The organism is Brachybacterium sp. SYSU DS0246 (assembly GCF_059391765.1).
Genome location: NZ_JBZXYT010000003.1, coordinates 13,378 through 28,823 on the forward strand (window position 1 = coordinate 13,378; position 15,446 = coordinate 28,823).

Here is a 15,446-nt window from a genome sequence, read left to right on the forward strand (position 1 = left end):
CATGAACGACATCGATTCCGTGACCCGCCCCAATACCCAGACCCTCTCGGTGCTGGTCGAGAACAAGCCCGGCGTCCTCACCCGCGTGGCGGCCCTGTTCGCCCGCCGCGGGTTCAACATCGCCTCGCTGGCCGTCGGCCCCACCGAGCACCCCGAGATCTCCCGGATCACCGTCGTCGTCGACGTCGATCAGCATCCGCTGGAGCAGATCACCAAGCAGCTGAACAAGCTCGTCAACGTGCTCAAGATCGTCCAGCTCGATGCGAAGGCGACCGTGCAGCGCGAGCTGATCCTGATCAAGGTCGGCGCCGACGCCACCACCCGCACCTCGGTGCTGGAGATCGTGCAGATGTTCCGCGCGAAGGTGGTCGACGCCGCACCCGACGCGGTGACCATCGAGGCCACCGGCACCCAGGACAAGCTCGACGCCCTGCTGGGCATGCTCGAGCCGTACGGGGTGCGGGAGATCGTCAAGTCCGGCGAGGTGGCCATCGGCCGCGGCGGTCGCGCGATCACCGACCGCAGCCTCCTGGGCTGACCCGAGCGCGCCGAGGGGATCCTGAGACCCAGGTCCCCCACCTGACCCGCGCGGTCGCATCCCACATCTGAAGACGCCCTCTCACTACGTAAGACACCCGGCGATAGGATCGACCCGTCGCCCGGCTCGCCGGAACCTCGCACCGGCTCACCGGAACCTCACACTGACAAAGGAGCACATCGTGGCTGAGATCTACTACGACGACAACGCCGACCTCTCGATCATCCAGGGCAAGAAGGTCGCCGTCGTCGGCTTCGGCTCACAGGGCCACGCCCATGCGCTGAACCTGCGCGACAGCGGCGTCGAGGTCCGCGTCGGCCTGCGCGAGGGATCCTCCTCCCGCGCCAAGGTCGAGGAGGAGGGCCTGGGCGTCGGCACCGTCGCCGAGGTCTCCGAGTGGGCCGACGTGATCATGATCCTCACCCCGGACCAGGACCAGCGGAAGGTCTACGCGGAGTCCATCAAGCCGCACCTGAGCGAGGGCAAGGCGCTCGCCTTCGCCCACGGCTTCAACATCCGCTTCGGCTACATCGAGGTGCCCGAGGGCGTCGACGTGCTCCTGATCGCCCCGAAGGCCCCCGGCCACACCGTGCGCCGCGAATTCGTCGCCGGCCGCGGCATCCCGGACATCGTCGCCGTCGAGCAGGACGCCTCCGGCTCCGCCTGGGACCTTGTGCTGGCCTACGCCAAGGGCATCGGCGGCACCCGCGCCGGCGTCATCAAGACCACCTTCACCGAGGAGACCGAGACCGACCTGTTCGGTGAGCAGGCCGTGCTGTGCGGCGGCGTGAGCCACCTGATCCAGGCCGGGTTCGAGACCCTCACCGAGGCCGGGTACCAGCCGCAGATCGCCTACTTCGAGGTCCTCCACGAGCTGAAGCTGATCGTCGACCTCATCAACGAGGGCGGCATCACCAAGCAGCGCTGGTCCTGCTCGGACACCGCGGAGTTCGGCGACTACGTCTCCGGCCCGCGCCTGGTGACCGACGAGACCAAGGCCACCATGAAGGACATCCTCTCCGACATCCAGGACGGCTCCTTCGCCCAGCGCTTCATCGATGATCAGGACGCCGGCGCCCCGGAGTTCACCAAGCTCCGCGAGCAGGAGGCGGCTCACCCGATCGAGGCGGTCGGCAAGGATCTGCGCAAGATGTTCTCGTGGAACAAGGAGAGCGTGGACGGATACACCGAGGGCAGCGCCGCGCGCTGATCACGGCCCGCTGAGAGCGGCGGGCGCGCCCTCACGGTGCGCCCGCCGCCGGCATCTCGCATGATGACTTGCGTGATCGCATGGCGGACACCGACGTATTCTTTTCCTGGCCCCGGAGACGGCATCCCCGGGTGCTGCCACCCGACCCGGAGGTACATCCCGTGACGCATCCCGTCGTGCTCCTCGCCGAAGAACTCTCGCCCGCCACCATCGAGGTCTTCGGCAACGACGCCGATGTCCGCCACGTCGACGGCACCGACCGTCCCGCCCTGCTCGAGGCCGTCGCCGGGGCCGACGCCCTGCTCGTGCGCTCGGCCACCGCCGTGGACGCCGAACTGTTCGCCGCCGCCCCCGGCCTGAAGGTCGTCGCCCGCGCGGGCGTGGGCCTGGACAACGTCGACGTCAAGGCCGCCACCACCGCAGGCGTCATGGTCATCAACGCCCCCACCTCCAACATCGTCTCCGCCGCGGAGCTCGCGGTCTCCCTCGTGCTCGCGTCGCTGCGCAACCTCGCTCGCGCCGACGCGTCGGTCAAGGCGGGACGCTGGGAGCGCAAGCAGCTCAGCGGCGTCGAGCTCCTCGGCAAGACGGTCGGCATCGTCGGCTTCGGCCGCATCGGTCAGCTGGTCGCCGAGCGGCTGACGCCCTTCGGCGTGGACCTGCTCGCCTATGACCCCTACGTCAACCACACCCGCGCCGCCGAGCTCGGCGCCCGCGTGGTCGAGCTGGATGAGCTGATGAGCGCCTCGGACATCGTCACGGTGCACATGCCCAAGACGCCGGAGACCACGGGCCTGATCGGTGCCGAGCAGTTCGCCCTGGCGAAGCCGAACCTGCACATCGTCAACGCCGCCCGCGGCGGGCTGATCGACGAGGAGGCCCTCTACGAGGCACTGTCGGCCGGGCGGATCGCCGGTGCGGCGCTGGACGTGTACACCTCCGAGCCCCCGTCCACCTCCGAGACCGCGGCGCGGCTGCTCGAGCTCGACAGCGTCACGCTCACTCCGCACCTGGGCGCCTCCACCGCCGAGGCGCAGGAGAAGGCCGGCGTGGCCGTCGCCAAGTCCGTGCGGCTGGCACTTGCCGGTGAGCTGGTGCCCGACGCGGTCAACGTCGCCGGCGGTGCCCTGGATGACGAGGTGCGCCCCGGTGTGGCCCTTGCCGACCGCCTCGGCCAGCTGTTCACGGCTCTGGCCGCCGAGGCGCCGGACCTGCTGGACATCGAGGTCCACGGCGAGATCGCCTCGCGCGACGTCACCGCCCTGAAGCTCTCCGCGCTGCGCGGCATCTTCCGCAGCGTGGTCACCGAGCAGGTCAGCTACGTCAACGCCCCGGTGATGGCGGAGGAGCGCGGCATCACGGTCCAGCTCGTGACCGACGAGACCTCGGAGCGGTTCCGCAACGTCATCACCATCCGCGGCACGCTCCGTGACGGCCAGGTGGTCTCCGTCTCGGGCACCCTCAGCGGCGTCGAGCAGGCCCACAAGCTGATCGAGGTCGGCGGCCACGAGCTCGACGTGCCGCTGAGCGATCATCTGCTGATGATCCGCTATGACGACGGCCCCGGCCTGATCGGCCAGTACGGCGCCCATCTGGGAGAGGCCGGCGTGAACATCGCCGGCATGCAGGTCTCCCGCGCCGGGAACGGCCCCGGCGCCGAGGCCCTGGTGGTCCTCGACCTGGACGTCTCCGTGGATCGCGAGCTCGCCGAATCGATCGGCGCGTCGATCGGCGCCCATTCCATCCACGCCGTCGACCTCGTCTACTGACCCCGTTCCCTGACCGATCCGGTCACCTGACCGAGCCGGCCCCTGACTGATCCCACCTCCTGACGCATCCCGCAGAACCGGAGTCCCCATGAGCACCGCCAGCCCGAGCAGCACCCTCCGCCTCGCCGTCATCGAGGGGGACGGTATCGGCCACGAGGTCGTCCCGCAGGGCGTGCGTGCCCTTCGGGCGGCCCTCGAACCGGCCGGCGTCAGCGTCGAGACCACGGACGTCGACCTCGGCGCGGCGCGCTGGCACCGCACGGGCGAGACCCTGACCGATGAGGACATGGCGCGCCTGGCCGAGCACGACGCGATCCTGCTCGGCGCCGTCGGCGACCCCGACGTCCCCTCGGGCGTCCTCGAGCGCGGGCTGCTGCTGACGCTCCGCTTCGGCTTCGACCAGTACGTGAACCTGCGTCCGACACGGCTGTTCCCCGGCGTGGACTCGCCCCTGGCGGATCCCGGCGAGGTGGACTTCCTGGTGGTGCGTGAGGGCACCGAGGGGCCGTACGTCGGCAACGGCGGCTCGATGCGCACCGGGACGCCGCTCGAGGTCGCCACCGAGGTCTCCCTCAATACCGCCGTCGGCGTCGAGCGCGTGGTGCGCTACGCGTTCGAGCAGGCCGAGAAGCGCCGAGGGAAGCTGACCCTGGTGCACAAGCACAACGTGCTGGTCCACGCCGGTCACCTGTGGCGCCGCATCGTCGAGGAGGTCGGCGCGGAGCACCCGGGCGTCGAGGTCGACTACGCCCACGTCGACGCCACCATGATCTACCTGGTCACCGACCCCTCCCGCTTCGACGTGATCGTCACCGACAACCTCTTCGGCGACATCGTCACCGACCTCGCCGCGGCCGTCGGCGGCGGCATCGGCCTGGCCGCGAGCGCCAACATCAACCCCACCGGCGCCTTCCCCTCCATGTTCGAACCGGTCCACGGCTCCGCCCCCGACATCGCCGGGAAGGGCCTCGCCGACCCCACCGCGACGGTGCTCTCGGTCGCCCTGCTGCTGGACCACCTCGGTCACGGCGGACCGGCCGCCACGGTCCGTGCCGCCGTCGAGCAGGACCTCTCCGCCCGCGCCCAGCCCAGTGGTCCGGGCGACCGCGGGACCACCGCGATCGGGGACGCCCTCGTCGCCGCGATCTCCGGACGCTGACCCGCGACCCTGCAAGACTTGTGCCCTGACCGCCACCGACCCGAGGAGACTCCCGTGAGCGCGCTCGCCTTCCCCCACACCGAACAGGCCCGTCGCATCGGCGACGACGAGCGCGCCCGCATCCTCGCCGCCCCGGGCTTCGGCACCTACTTCACCGACTTCATGGCCCATGCGACGTGGACCGCCGACGCCGGCTGGGACGAGGGCGAGGTGGTCCCGTACGGCCCGATCCAGCTCTCGCCCGCCTCCGCCGTGCTGCACTACGCCCAGGAGATCTTCGAGGGGCTGAAGGCGTTCCGCCACGCCGACGGGTCCGTGTGGACCTTCCGCCCCGAGCGCAATGCCGAGCGGATGCAGGCCTCCGCCCGCCGGCTCGCCCTGCCGGAGCTGGCGACCGACGCCTTCCTCACCTCCCTCACGGCGCTCGTCGCTGCCGACGAGCCCTGGGTGCCCGCACCCACCACCGAGGAGTCGCTGTACCTGCGCCCCTTCATGTTCGCCAGCGAGGAGTTCCTCGGGGTCCGGGCCTCCCGCCGCGTGGAGTACTACGTCATCGCCTCCCCGGCCGGCGCCTATTTCCCCCGGGGCGTGCAGCCGCTGGTGGTGTGGATCAGCGACGAGTACTCCCGCGCGGGCGCCGGCGGCACCGGCGCCGCCAAGTGCGGCGGCAACTACGCCTCCTCCCTGCTGGGCAAGGCCGAGGCCCTCGAGCACGGGGCCGACGAGGTGCTGTTCCTGGATTCCGAGACGCGCACGAACATCGACGAGCTCTCCGGGATGAACGTCTTCGCGATCACCGCCGACGGCCGTCTGCTCACCCCGAGCATCACCGGATCGATCCTCGAGGGCATCACCCGCGAATCCGTGCTGGCCCTGGCCGCTGACCGCGGGCTCGAGCCCGTCGAGCAGCGCCTGGCGATGAGCGACGTGCTCGAGCAGGTCAGCTCCGGCGAGATCACCGAGATGTTCGCCTGCGGCACCGCCGCGGTCATCAACCCGATCGGCGAGTTCCGCGCGCTCGGTGGGTCCTGGACCGTCGGCGACGGGGGCTCGGGGAAGACGACTCTGGCCCTGCGCCAGGAGATCACCGACATCCAGTACGGCCGGATCCCCGACCGGCACGGCTGGATGACGAGGCTGGTGTGAGTGCCATGACCCCCGTCGCACCGATCCCCGGCTTCCATCTCTACGACACCACTCTGCGTGACGGCTCGCAGCAGGAGGGGCTGAGCCTGTCGGTCGCCGACAAGCTCGCCGTCGCCCGCCACCTCGACGAGCTCGGGGTGACCTACATCGAGGGCGGGTGGCCCGGGGCCGTGCCCCGGGACACGGAGTTCTTCGCCCGCGCCGCCGGCGAGCTGGAGCTGCACACCGCCCGGCTCGCCGCATTCGGCTCCACCCGCAAGGCCGGCGTGGACGTCGCCGAGGACGCCCAGGTCCGGGCGCTGGTCGACTCCGCCGCTCCCACCATCACCCTGGTCGCGAAATCCGACCTGCGCCACGTCACCGGGGCGCTGCGGACCAGCGGCGAGGAGAACCTCGCGATGGTGCGCGAGACCGTGGCGCACCTGGTGGGCCTCGGCCGCGAGGTCTTCGTCGACGCCGAGCACTTCTTCGACGGCTTCGTCGACGATCCCGCCTACACCACCTCGGTGGTCCTCGCCGCCGTCGAGGCGGGCGCCGGGGTGGTCGTCCTGTGCGACACCAACGGCGGAATGCTCCCGCACCAGGTCGCCGAGATCATCGCGGATCTGCGCTCGCGTCTGGGGGCGGCGGGCTCGCCGCAGGCGCGCCTGGGGATCCACACCCACAACGACTCCGGCTGCGCGGTCGCCAACGCCCTCACCGCGGTGCGTGCCGGCATCGACCACATCCAGGGCTGTGTCAACGGCTACGGCGAGCGCACCGGCAACGCGGACCTCGTCACCATGCTCGCGGACCTGCAGCTGAAGATGGGCCTGGAGCTGGTGCCCGAGGAGACGCTGGCCGAGACCACCCGGGTCGCCCACGCCATCGGCGAGATCGTGAACATGCCGGTGACCACCCGGGCGCCGTACGTCGGGGCCAGCGCTTTCGCGCACAAGGCCGGGCTCCACGCCAGTGCGATCCGCGTGGACCCCGACCTCTATCAGCACACCGATCCGCGTGCCGTCGGCAACGACATGCGCATGATCATCTCCGACATGGCCGGGCGCGCATCGATCGAGCTCAAGGGCCGCGAGCTCGGCTTCGATCTGACCGACGAGCCCGATCTCCTGACCCGTCTGGCCACCACGGTCAAACAGCGCGAGGCGACCGGCTACTCCTACGAGGCCGCTGACGCGTCCTTCGAGCTGCTGCTCCTGGACGAGATGGGCCGGGTGCCGCGCTTCTTCGAGGTGGAGTCCTGGCGGGCGACCTCGTACCAGGCGCGCGACGGCTCCCTGGAATCCGAGGCGACCGTGAAGCTCGGGGACGACGGCCGCGGCACCCGCGTCGTCGAGATCGCCGAGGGCAACGGGCCCGTCAATGCCCTGGACACCGCACTGCGACAGGCCCTGCGCTCGCGGTTCCCGCTGATCGAGCGGCTCGAGCTGCAGGACTTCAAGGTGCGCATCCTCGATGCCCACCACGGCACGGACGCCACCACCCGCGTGCTGGTGAGCACCGCCGGGGCAGGACTGGAGTTCCAGACCGTCGGCGTCGGCGCGAACATCATCGAGGCCTCCTGGGAGGCGATCGTGGACGCGTACACGTACGGGCTGCACAAGTCGGGACTGCACACCTCGGGCGTGTAACTCTCGCTGCGGACCTGCGGACCTGCGGACCTGCGGACCTGCGGACCTGCGGACCTGCGGACCTGCGTGTCTGCGGAGTCGTCGGGCCGCCGTGCATAGCGTCCGCGCCGGCGCAGGACCCGCCCCGCGCGGGCGCGTGACCGGATCGTTACCCGAGGTCTTGCCGACGGCGGCTCACCACGGGCCCCCGGGGCCTCCGCGTGCATGCTGACCGGGACCACATCGCATCGTGCTGCGCGCGGGCCCCTGCAGGTCCCGATCGTGCCGGCGCACTCCTCGGAGCGGAGCGTCCCATGTCCGCAGAACCTCTCGTCGCCCGTCCCCATCCCGGCCCCGCATCCCCGTCCGACTCCGGCAACGACCCGCGATCGGCCCGGAACCCCGGGAGCACGGTCCCACCCGGCGCGACCCGGGCGCTGGTGCTGGCGACCTTGGGCTTCGCCCTCGCCTGCTGGGCCTGGACGCTGCTGAGCCCGCTCGGCCCGATCTACGTCGAGCGCGGGCTCGCCCCGGAGGCCTCGCTGCTGGTGGCCATCCCGGTGCTGGTCGGGTCCCTGGGCAGGATCCCCGTCGGCGCCCTCACCGACCGCTTCGGCGGGCGGGTCATGTTCCCGGCCATCACGCTGGCCACCGTGGTCCCCGTGCTCTTCATCGGCTTCATCGGCCAGTACACCTATCCCGCCCTCCTGGTGGGCGGGTTCTTCCTGGGCATCGCCGGCACCGCGTTCGCGATCGGCATCCCGTACGTGAACTCCTGGTTCCCGGCGGGCAAGCGAGGCCTGGCCACGGGCCTCTTCGGCGCCAGCATGGGAGGCACCTCCCTCAGCGCCTTCACCACCGTGCCTCTGCTCAGCGCGAGCGGGGACAAGGCACCGTTCGTGGTCACTGCCGTGGTGCTGATGGCCTACTCGCTGCTGGCCTGGCGGTTCATGCCCACCTCGCCCACCTGGTCCCCGTCCCGTCGCAACATCATCACGCAGACGGCCTCGGTGCTCCGTCTGCGGATCACCTGGCAGGCCTGCTACCTCTACGCGCTGTCCTTCGGCGGCTATGTCGCCTTCACGGTCTTCCTCCCGACCCTGCTGAGCACCTGGTACGGGCTCTCCAGTGCGGTCGCCGCCTACGGCATGGCCGGCTTCGTCGTGGCCGCTGTGCTCCTGCGGCCCCTCGGCGGGGTGCTGTCGGACCGGATCGGCGCGGGCCGAACGCTCCTGCTGTCCTATCTCGCCGTGCTCCTCGGGGCGCTCGTGGTGGCAGCGCATCCGCCGCTGATGCCGGTGGGCTCGTTCGCCTTCCTCGTCGTCGCGGCCGGTCTCGGGCTGGGCACCGGAGCCGTGTTCGCCCTCGTCGCCCAGGTGACCGAACCCTCCGTGGTCGGCTCGGTGACCGGCGTGGTCGGTGCGGCCGGCGGCCTGGGAGGCTTCTTCCCGCCCCTGGTGATGGCGGCGGTGCTGGCGCGGACGGGAACCTACTCACCGGCCATCCTGCTGCTGGCGGTGGCCACGCTGGGGGCGCTCGCGGTCACGTGGTCCATCGCCCGGGCCGGCGGGCGCTCCGAGCCGGAACCGGCGCCGGCACGCGCCTGACCGGGGCGTCCACCCCTGGTGCACGGTGCGGTGCGTCCGCGGGCAGGGCGCTAGTGTGGGCGTATGACGACGCCGACGCAGACGACGACCTATGTGCTCACCGCCATCGGCGATGACCGCCCCGGTCTGGTGGCCGCTCTCGCGGCCGCCGTCGATGAGCACGGAGGGAACTGGGTCGACAGCCAGCTGGCCCTGCTCGCCGGGAAGTTCGCCGGCATCGTGCAGGTCGAGCTCCCCGACCGCAGCGTCGAGGCCTTCCTCGCCCAGCTGCCGGCACTGGCCGCCGAGGTCGGCCTGGAGGTGGAGGCGACCGCCGCCGTCCCGGGGGCGAGCGGAGCTGCGACCGGGGACGTGCTGCGCCTGCATCTGCTGGGGCAGGATCGCACCGGCATGGTCCGTGAGGTCACCACGGCCCTCCACTCCCAAGGGGCCACGATCGACGGGCTGCGCAGCTGGACCCGGGAGGCACCGCAGGGCGGGGGACTGCTCTTCGAGGCCGAGGCCGAGGTGCGTCTGGCCGCCGGCACCGACGAGTCGCACATCCGCGAGGCGCTCGAGCAGATCGCCGCGGAGCTGATGGTCGATCTCGACCTCGACGCGGCCGGCTGATACGTCCGGGAGCGCACCATGACCGCCCGGCGATCCGAGGATCCTCGGCGTCGATCCCTGTCACGAGCAGGGGACGCCGAGAGGGGCATGGAGGGCGAGCACGCTGCGGAGTACTGGACGCCGCAGCGCCGGCGAGATGCGCGCCCCTTCCCGCTCGACCGGGAGCTGCCGCTGACGGACCAGGACGAGGATCGTGACGACCAGACCTCTCAGGGCGGCGATGCGGGCGACGCAGCGGGGGAGCCGGAGCGCTGAGCATCGTCATCTGTCCGCGTGTCACGCTGCGGACATGGTTGGTGCGATGGGTCACACGACGTAGCGTGTCGGGGCGGCGCCCTCACGCCGCTCCCGATCCCCTGCGAAAGGACCCCTCCTGTGACTGTCGACCCCACGCAGCACTGGACCAGCACATCTGCCGAGCCGTTCCCTCCTCAGCGGGGACGACGTCTCCGAGCGGCCAGGGTGGTGGTCCTCGCCGCGGCCCTGACCCTCGGCGGCGCCGGCCTCGCCACGGCCGAGCCATCCGGCGACGAGCCCGAGACCACCACGCTGAGCGAGAGCGCGCAGGACAGCGCCCAGGAGTACTGGAGCGCCGAGCGCATGGAAGCCGCGACCCCCGCCGGAGAACTGGTGGAGGACCTTGCCGCGACGGCGACGGAGGTGGTCGAGACCGCGGCCCCGGTGGAGGTGCCCTCGGTCGCCGGAGGGACCCAGCCGCAGACGGGCACCTCGCCCCAGGAGGCGAGCGAGGCCGCCCAGCCCCAGGCCGCGCCCGGTGATGCGGCCCCGGCCGCGGTCGCCTCGAACACGGACCACATCGGCAAGGTGTTCTTCACCCAGGGCGGCGTCGACTACGTCTGCTCCGGCAACGCCGTGGCCTCCGGGAACCAGGCGACCGTCGCCACCGCCGGGCACTGCGTCCACGAGGCAGGCAGCTGGGCCACCAACTGGGTCTTCGCGCCCGGCTACCACGAGGGCGAGACCCCGTACGGCCTGTGGAGCGGTGCGGAACTGTTCTCCACCGATCAGTGGGTCAGCTCGGAGGACATCAACTACGACGTCGCCTTCGCCGTGGTCGAGCCCGAGAGCGGGGACGCCACCCTGTCCGAGACCGTCGGCGCCTCCGGCATCGCCTTCAACCAGGAGCGCGGCGGCCTGTACACCTCGTACGGATACCCGGCGGCCGCACCGTTCGATGGCCAGACGCTGGAATCCTGCCAGGGGTACGGCATGGACGACACCCTGGGCGGCACCGACGACCAGGGCATCGAGTGTGACATGACCGGCGGATCCTCCGGCGGGCCCTGGTTCTCCGGGGACGGACCGGACGGATACCAGACGTCGGTCAACAGCTTCGGCTACAGCGCCCAGCCGGGCGTGATGTACGGGCCCTACTTCGGGGACGCGGCCCAGGAGGTCTATGCGGAGGCCGGGGCCTCCTGAGGGCCTGACCGCTGGAACCCCCGGCACGGGGCCGGTGCCCGCACGGGCATCGGCCCCTTCCGCTGCGTGCTGTCGTGTGCAGGCTGCAGCCTGTTTCCTGAACCGTCAGCGGTCGGCGATGTCGCCGACGTGAGTGATCTCCAGGACCGGCTCCCCGGCCTCGTCGGTCGCCTCCAGGTCGAGCTCGGCCTCGATGCCCCAGTCGTGGTTGTGGTCGGGATCGTCGAGCACCTGGCGGATCCGCCACACCTTTGACTCCTCGGTGATCTGCAGCAGCTGTGGGGAGCGGGCCGGCCCGTCGATGCCGACGTGGTCGTAGGTGTCGTAGTACTCGTCCATGGCCTCCGCCCACCGCGGGCGATCCCAGCCCGAGGCGCCGTCCAGCTCACCGAGCCGCTGCTCGCGCTCGAAGGCGAAGTGCTCGACGCGCTGCCACATCGCGGCGCGCACCATGGTGCGCAGCACCTTGGTCTGGGCGGAGAGTCCGCGCGGCGTGGTGGGGCGGATCTCGGTCGCGCCGTCGGGGTCGGCGTCCTCCGGATGGGACAGGGCCTCCCATTCGTCCAGCAGCGAGGAGTCGATGCCGCGCACCAGCACCCCGAGCCACTCGATGAGGTCCTCGAGCTCCTCGGTGCGCAGGTCTTGCGGGAGGGTGCGGCGCATCGCCTGGTAGGCGTCCGAGAGGTAGCGCAGCACGATGCCCTCAGAGCGCTGCAGGCCGTAGCGCTGGACGAACTCGCTGAAGGTCTGCCCGGTTTCGTACATCTCGCGCACGATCGACTTGGGGGAGAGATCCTCGACGCGCACCCATGGCCGGGTCTTCGCGTAGATCTCCAGGGCGGATTCGAGGTCCTCCTCCAGCGGCTTGGGCCACGTGACCTCGTCCAGCCTCGCCATGCGCTCGGTGTACTCGACGCCCTCGGCCTTGAGCTCGGCGAGCAGCTCGCCCTTGGCGGCGTTCTGCTGGGCCATCAGGATCTGGCGAGGATCCTCGAGGATCGCCTCGATGATCGAGACGGTGTCCAGGGTGAGGGTCTCGGACTCCTCGTCGAGGGAGTCGATCATGGCGATCGCGAACGGTGCCAGCGGCTGGTTCATCGTGAAGTCCAGCTGCAGGTCCTCGACCAGGACGATGCGCCGGCCCAGGTGGTCCGGTTCGTCGAGCACCTCGATGATCTCCGCCTCCTTGAGGTTGCGGAAGATCTCGACGGCCTCGCGCACCAGCTTCAGTTTCTGGATCCGGGTCTGGTGGCTGGTCATGATCAGGTGACGACCGGCGGCGATCGCGTCACCGGGCCGGGAGATCAGGGCCAGGACCATGCCCGGGGTGATGCGCAGGTGCGGGCGCAGCGGCTCGGGCCCGTTCTCGACCAGTTTGGTCATGTTCTGCTCGGACCAGGAGACGGCGCCCTCGGGGATCCGGGGCTTGGGCTCCTTCTTGCGCTTCTTCGCGTTGTTGGGCGCGTTGCCGGCCTCCTCCCGAGCCCGCTGCTTGGCTCGCTCGCGCTCGAAATCGATCGTCCACTGCGGCGCCTGCACCACGACGTGCCCGACGGTGTCGTATCCGGCGCGGCCTGCGCGCCCGGCGATCTGGTGGAACTCGCGGGCGTTGAGCAGACGCATCCGCTTGCCGTCGAACTTCGCCAGTCCTGTCAGCAGCACGGTGCGGATCGGGACGTTGATGCCCACGCCCAGGGTGTCGGTGCCGCAGATGACCTTGAGCAGCCCGGACTGGGCCAGCTTCTCCACGAGCCGGCGGTACTTGGGGAGCATGCCGGCGTGATGGACGCCGATGCCCTCGCGCACCAGCTTCGACAGCGACTGGCCGAAGCCCCTGGAGAACCGGAAGTCGCCGATGATCTCGCGGATCCGCTCCTTCTCGTCGGCCGCGAGGATCTTCTGGTTCAGCAGCGCCTGCGCCTGCTCGAGGGCGTCCTTCTGGGTGAAGTGGACGATGTAGACCGGGGCGTCCCGGTCCTGGAGGATCGTCGCGATCGTGTCCGGCAGCGGCTCCAGGGACCAGCGGAAGTCCAGCGGCACCGGGCGCGGCGCGTCGTCGATGGTGGTCACGTCGCGGCCGGTGCGCTCTTCGAGGTCATCCTCGAAGCTCGACACGTCGCCGAGGGTGGCGCTCATCAGCACGAACTGGCAGTCGGGGAGCTCGATCAGCGGCACCTGCCAGGCCCAGCCGCGCTGCGGATCGCCGTAGAAGTGGAACTCGTCCATCACCGCGAGGCCGACGTCGCTGCCGGGGCCGTCGCGCAGGGCGTGGTTGGCGAAGATCTCCGCGGTGCACACGATGATCGGGGCGTCGTGATTCACGGCGGAGTCCCCGGTCATCATCCCGACGTTCTCGGCGCCGAACTGTGCGACGAGGTCGAAGAACTTCTCGCTGACCAGCGCCTTGATGGGGGCGGTGTAGTAGGAGCGCTGCCCGCGGGCCATGGCGGCGAAGATCGCGGCGTAGGCGATCGTGGTCTTGCCGGAGCCGGTGGGCGTGGCCGCGATGACATGGTCACCCGCGGCGACCGCCAGCAGCGCCTCCTCCTGATGCGGGTACAGGACCCGGCCGACGGATTCCTGGGCCGCGACGAACCCGTCGACGATGCCGTCCTGACCGGCGGAGGAGGAGCTCTCGGGCAGGAACGGCGTCAGGATCGGCATGGGTCCAGTCTGCCAGGCGGTGCCGGCCGCCACTGCCGCGGAGACTGCTCAGGGCGACGACGCGAACTCGCCCCGCAGCCAGCGTCGATGCGCCGCGACGGCCTGCCGTGTGGGCACCATGGGGACGTGCCGGTCGCGAGCGGCCCGGTCCCACGGCTCGCCGCGCAGCCTGAGGCTGAGGTAGTTCGTGACCAGCGGGGCGATGCGGGTGCCGTCGGTGAGGACGGTGCAGGTCAAGCGGCGGTGATACCAGTGCGGCGCCTCGTCGATGAGGTGCACCTGCTCCCAGGGGACCCGGCGGGTGCGCAGCAGCTCGCGGACGGTGATTCCCTCGGTGGTCACGATCATGGCCAGCCGCGCCACGCGGAACACATAGACGATCAGTGCAGACCAGGGAACGAGCACTGCTGCCGCCACAGCGATGGCAACGGGGCGCTGGCCACCCTCGAAGGCGAGCACCGAGAGGACCGCGACGGCCGCCGCGGCGCCGGCGGCCAACACGGTCAGCACGGCGAATCCCACCCACTGCATGATTCGCCAGGCCGGCGCCAGCTGCGCAACATACAGTGTGTTCCCGCTGTCCACGGGGCCACTCCCTGTTGATGCTGTGGAGCGGGGCATGGGCGTTCTCACAGCGTCCTGAGGCTGTCGAGTCCCTCGAGCCCGGCAAGAATCCGACCCCGCAGCTCATCCGCGCGCTCGGCGAGGGCCCGCTGCCGCCGCACGTACTCGGCCTTGCCCTGCGAGGTCTCGATCGGCACCACGCCGTAGCCCAGCGGCCGCACGTCGTAGGGGCTCGCCTCCATGTCCAGCACCCTCGTCTCCCGGGCGTGCTCGAAGCAGTCCAGCACCACGTCCGAGGGCACCAGCGGGGTGAGCTTCATGGCCCACTTGTACAGGTCCATCCCCACGTGCAGGCACGCCGGGTTGTCGTGGTCGCTCTGAGTGGCACGGGTGGGCTCGAGCTCATTGCGCGGGGCGGCCGACGGGGTGAAGAACCGGAAGGCATCGATGTGGGAGCACACCAGGTTCTCGCGTTCGACGACCGCGTCGGTCGCGTCCTGGGTCAGCCGCAGAGGCAGGTCCTCGTGACGCTGCTGACCCGGCCGCAGCCGGTGGACCATCGCCCATTCGTGCAGGCCGAAGCAGCCGAACTGCGGGCGCCGGGCGGCCAGTGACGACGAGGACAGCAGTCTGGTCATGAAGGCGAGGGCGTCGGCGCGCTCGCAGAGGTAGCGGGCCACGTCGGCACGACGCCACGACGTTCCCGCGGGAACGTCGCCCGGCCCGTCACCTGCTCGACCGTCGGCGTCGACGTCGACGTACCAGGAGCGATGTCCCGCGTCGTCGACGTCGGGGATCAGGGTGTTCCCGTGCTCGTCGCGATCGGCGGCGGCGTCGTAGGCGACCTCCCACCCCGGATGCCACCGGCGCAGCCGGGCGGGGGAGAAGGGGTAATAGGTGAACAGGAAGTCCTCGACGGGGTGCTTCTCGCCCCGCCGTCTGCGCTCGCGGTGGCCTGCGGTGAGCGCATCGGCGCGCACTTCGTGGGCGCGGCGCGCGGCAGCGGCGTCCTCGGTGCTCAGAAGCCGGGTCGGGGCGGGGACGGTGGGCGCGGTCACCTCGTGCTCCTTCCACGGCGGGTTCCTCGGGCCGGCCCATCGTACGAGCCCGGGCCGGTACGAGCCTCG

At 70.8% G+C, this 15,446-nt stretch carries 13 protein-coding genes; 10 read left to right on the forward strand and 3 right to left on the reverse strand.

What is annotated here, in order from left to right; translation table 11 throughout:
- Position 1: 1 nt before the first annotated feature.
- The 10 genes from ilvN (at position 2) to AC5020_RS01970 (ending at position 11,091) form a co-directional block, all read left to right on the forward strand.
- Positions 2 to 538, forward strand: coding sequence for an acetolactate synthase small subunit (gene ilvN, locus AC5020_RS01925; protein ID WP_377794122.1), 537 nt, complete (start codon positions 2 to 4; stop codon positions 536 to 538).
- A gap of 103 nt (positions 539 to 641) precedes the next feature.
- Positions 642 to 1,748: a ketol-acid reductoisomerase gene (gene ilvC, locus AC5020_RS01930; RefSeq protein WP_464987135.1), complete on the forward strand. Its 1,107-nt coding sequence runs from the start codon at positions 642 to 644 to the stop codon at positions 1,746 to 1,748.
- A 161-nt stretch (positions 1,749 to 1,909) separates the two neighbouring features.
- Positions 1,910 to 3,517: a phosphoglycerate dehydrogenase gene (gene serA / locus AC5020_RS01935; protein WP_464987017.1), complete on the forward strand. Its 1,608-nt coding sequence runs from the start codon at positions 1,910 to 1,912 to the stop codon at positions 3,515 to 3,517.
- A gap of 88 nt (positions 3,518 to 3,605) precedes the next feature.
- The gene (locus AC5020_RS01940) at positions 3,606 to 4,676 is read left to right on the forward strand and encodes a 3-isopropylmalate dehydrogenase (RefSeq protein WP_464987018.1); all 1,071 of its coding nucleotides are present in this window, start codon (positions 3,606 to 3,608) and stop codon (positions 4,674 to 4,676) included.
- 54 nt (positions 4,677 to 4,730) lie between these two features.
- Complete coding sequence (locus tag AC5020_RS01945; RefSeq protein WP_464987019.1) at positions 4,731 to 5,822, forward strand: branched-chain amino acid aminotransferase; 1,092 nt, start codon at positions 4,731 to 4,733, stop codon at positions 5,820 to 5,822.
- 5 nt (positions 5,823 to 5,827) lie between these two features.
- Positions 5,828 to 7,453 carry a citramalate synthase gene (cimA, locus tag AC5020_RS01950; protein ID WP_377016408.1) on the forward strand — a complete coding sequence of 542 codons (1,626 nt, stop codon included), beginning with the start codon at positions 5,828 to 5,830 and terminating at the stop codon, positions 7,451 to 7,453.
- A gap of 293 nt (positions 7,454 to 7,746) precedes the next feature.
- Positions 7,747 to 9,039, forward strand: a complete 1,293-nt coding sequence (locus AC5020_RS01955) for an MFS transporter (RefSeq protein WP_377016410.1) — start codon at positions 7,747 to 7,749, stop codon at positions 9,037 to 9,039.
- Between the two features lie 63 nt (positions 9,040 to 9,102).
- On the forward strand, positions 9,103 to 9,648 hold the full coding sequence (locus AC5020_RS01960) for a glycine cleavage system transcriptional repressor (RefSeq protein ID WP_377016412.1): 546 nt from the start codon (positions 9,103 to 9,105) through the stop codon (positions 9,646 to 9,648).
- Between the two features lie 18 nt (positions 9,649 to 9,666).
- Positions 9,667 to 9,903: a hypothetical protein gene (locus tag AC5020_RS01965; RefSeq protein WP_464987020.1), complete on the forward strand. Its 237-nt coding sequence runs from the start codon at positions 9,667 to 9,669 to the stop codon at positions 9,901 to 9,903.
- 120 nt (positions 9,904 to 10,023) lie between these two features.
- Entirely contained in the window at positions 10,024 to 11,091 is a 1,068-nt protein-coding gene (locus tag AC5020_RS01970) for a trypsin-like serine peptidase (protein ID WP_377016416.1), read from the forward strand.
- 105 nt (positions 11,092 to 11,196) lie between these two features.
- Here AC5020_RS01970 and AC5020_RS01975 read toward each other — a convergent pair whose 3' ends face one another.
- From AC5020_RS01975 to AC5020_RS01985, 3 genes are read right to left on the reverse strand one after another with little or no spacing between them, the layout of a single operon-like run.
- Positions 11,197 to 13,755 carry a DEAD/DEAH box helicase gene (locus tag AC5020_RS01975; RefSeq protein WP_377016418.1) on the reverse strand — a complete coding sequence of 853 codons (2,559 nt, stop codon included), beginning with the start codon at positions 13,753 to 13,755 and terminating at the stop codon, positions 11,197 to 11,199.
- A 48-nt stretch (positions 13,756 to 13,803) separates the two neighbouring features.
- Complete coding sequence (locus AC5020_RS01980; protein WP_464987021.1) at positions 13,804 to 14,340, reverse strand: PH domain-containing protein; 537 nt, start codon at positions 14,338 to 14,340, stop codon at positions 13,804 to 13,806.
- Between the two features lie 44 nt (positions 14,341 to 14,384).
- Complete coding sequence (locus AC5020_RS01985) at positions 14,385 to 15,377, reverse strand: 3-methyladenine DNA glycosylase (protein WP_464987022.1); 993 nt, start codon at positions 15,375 to 15,377, stop codon at positions 14,385 to 14,387.
- Positions 15,378 to 15,446 lie beyond the last annotated feature (69 nt).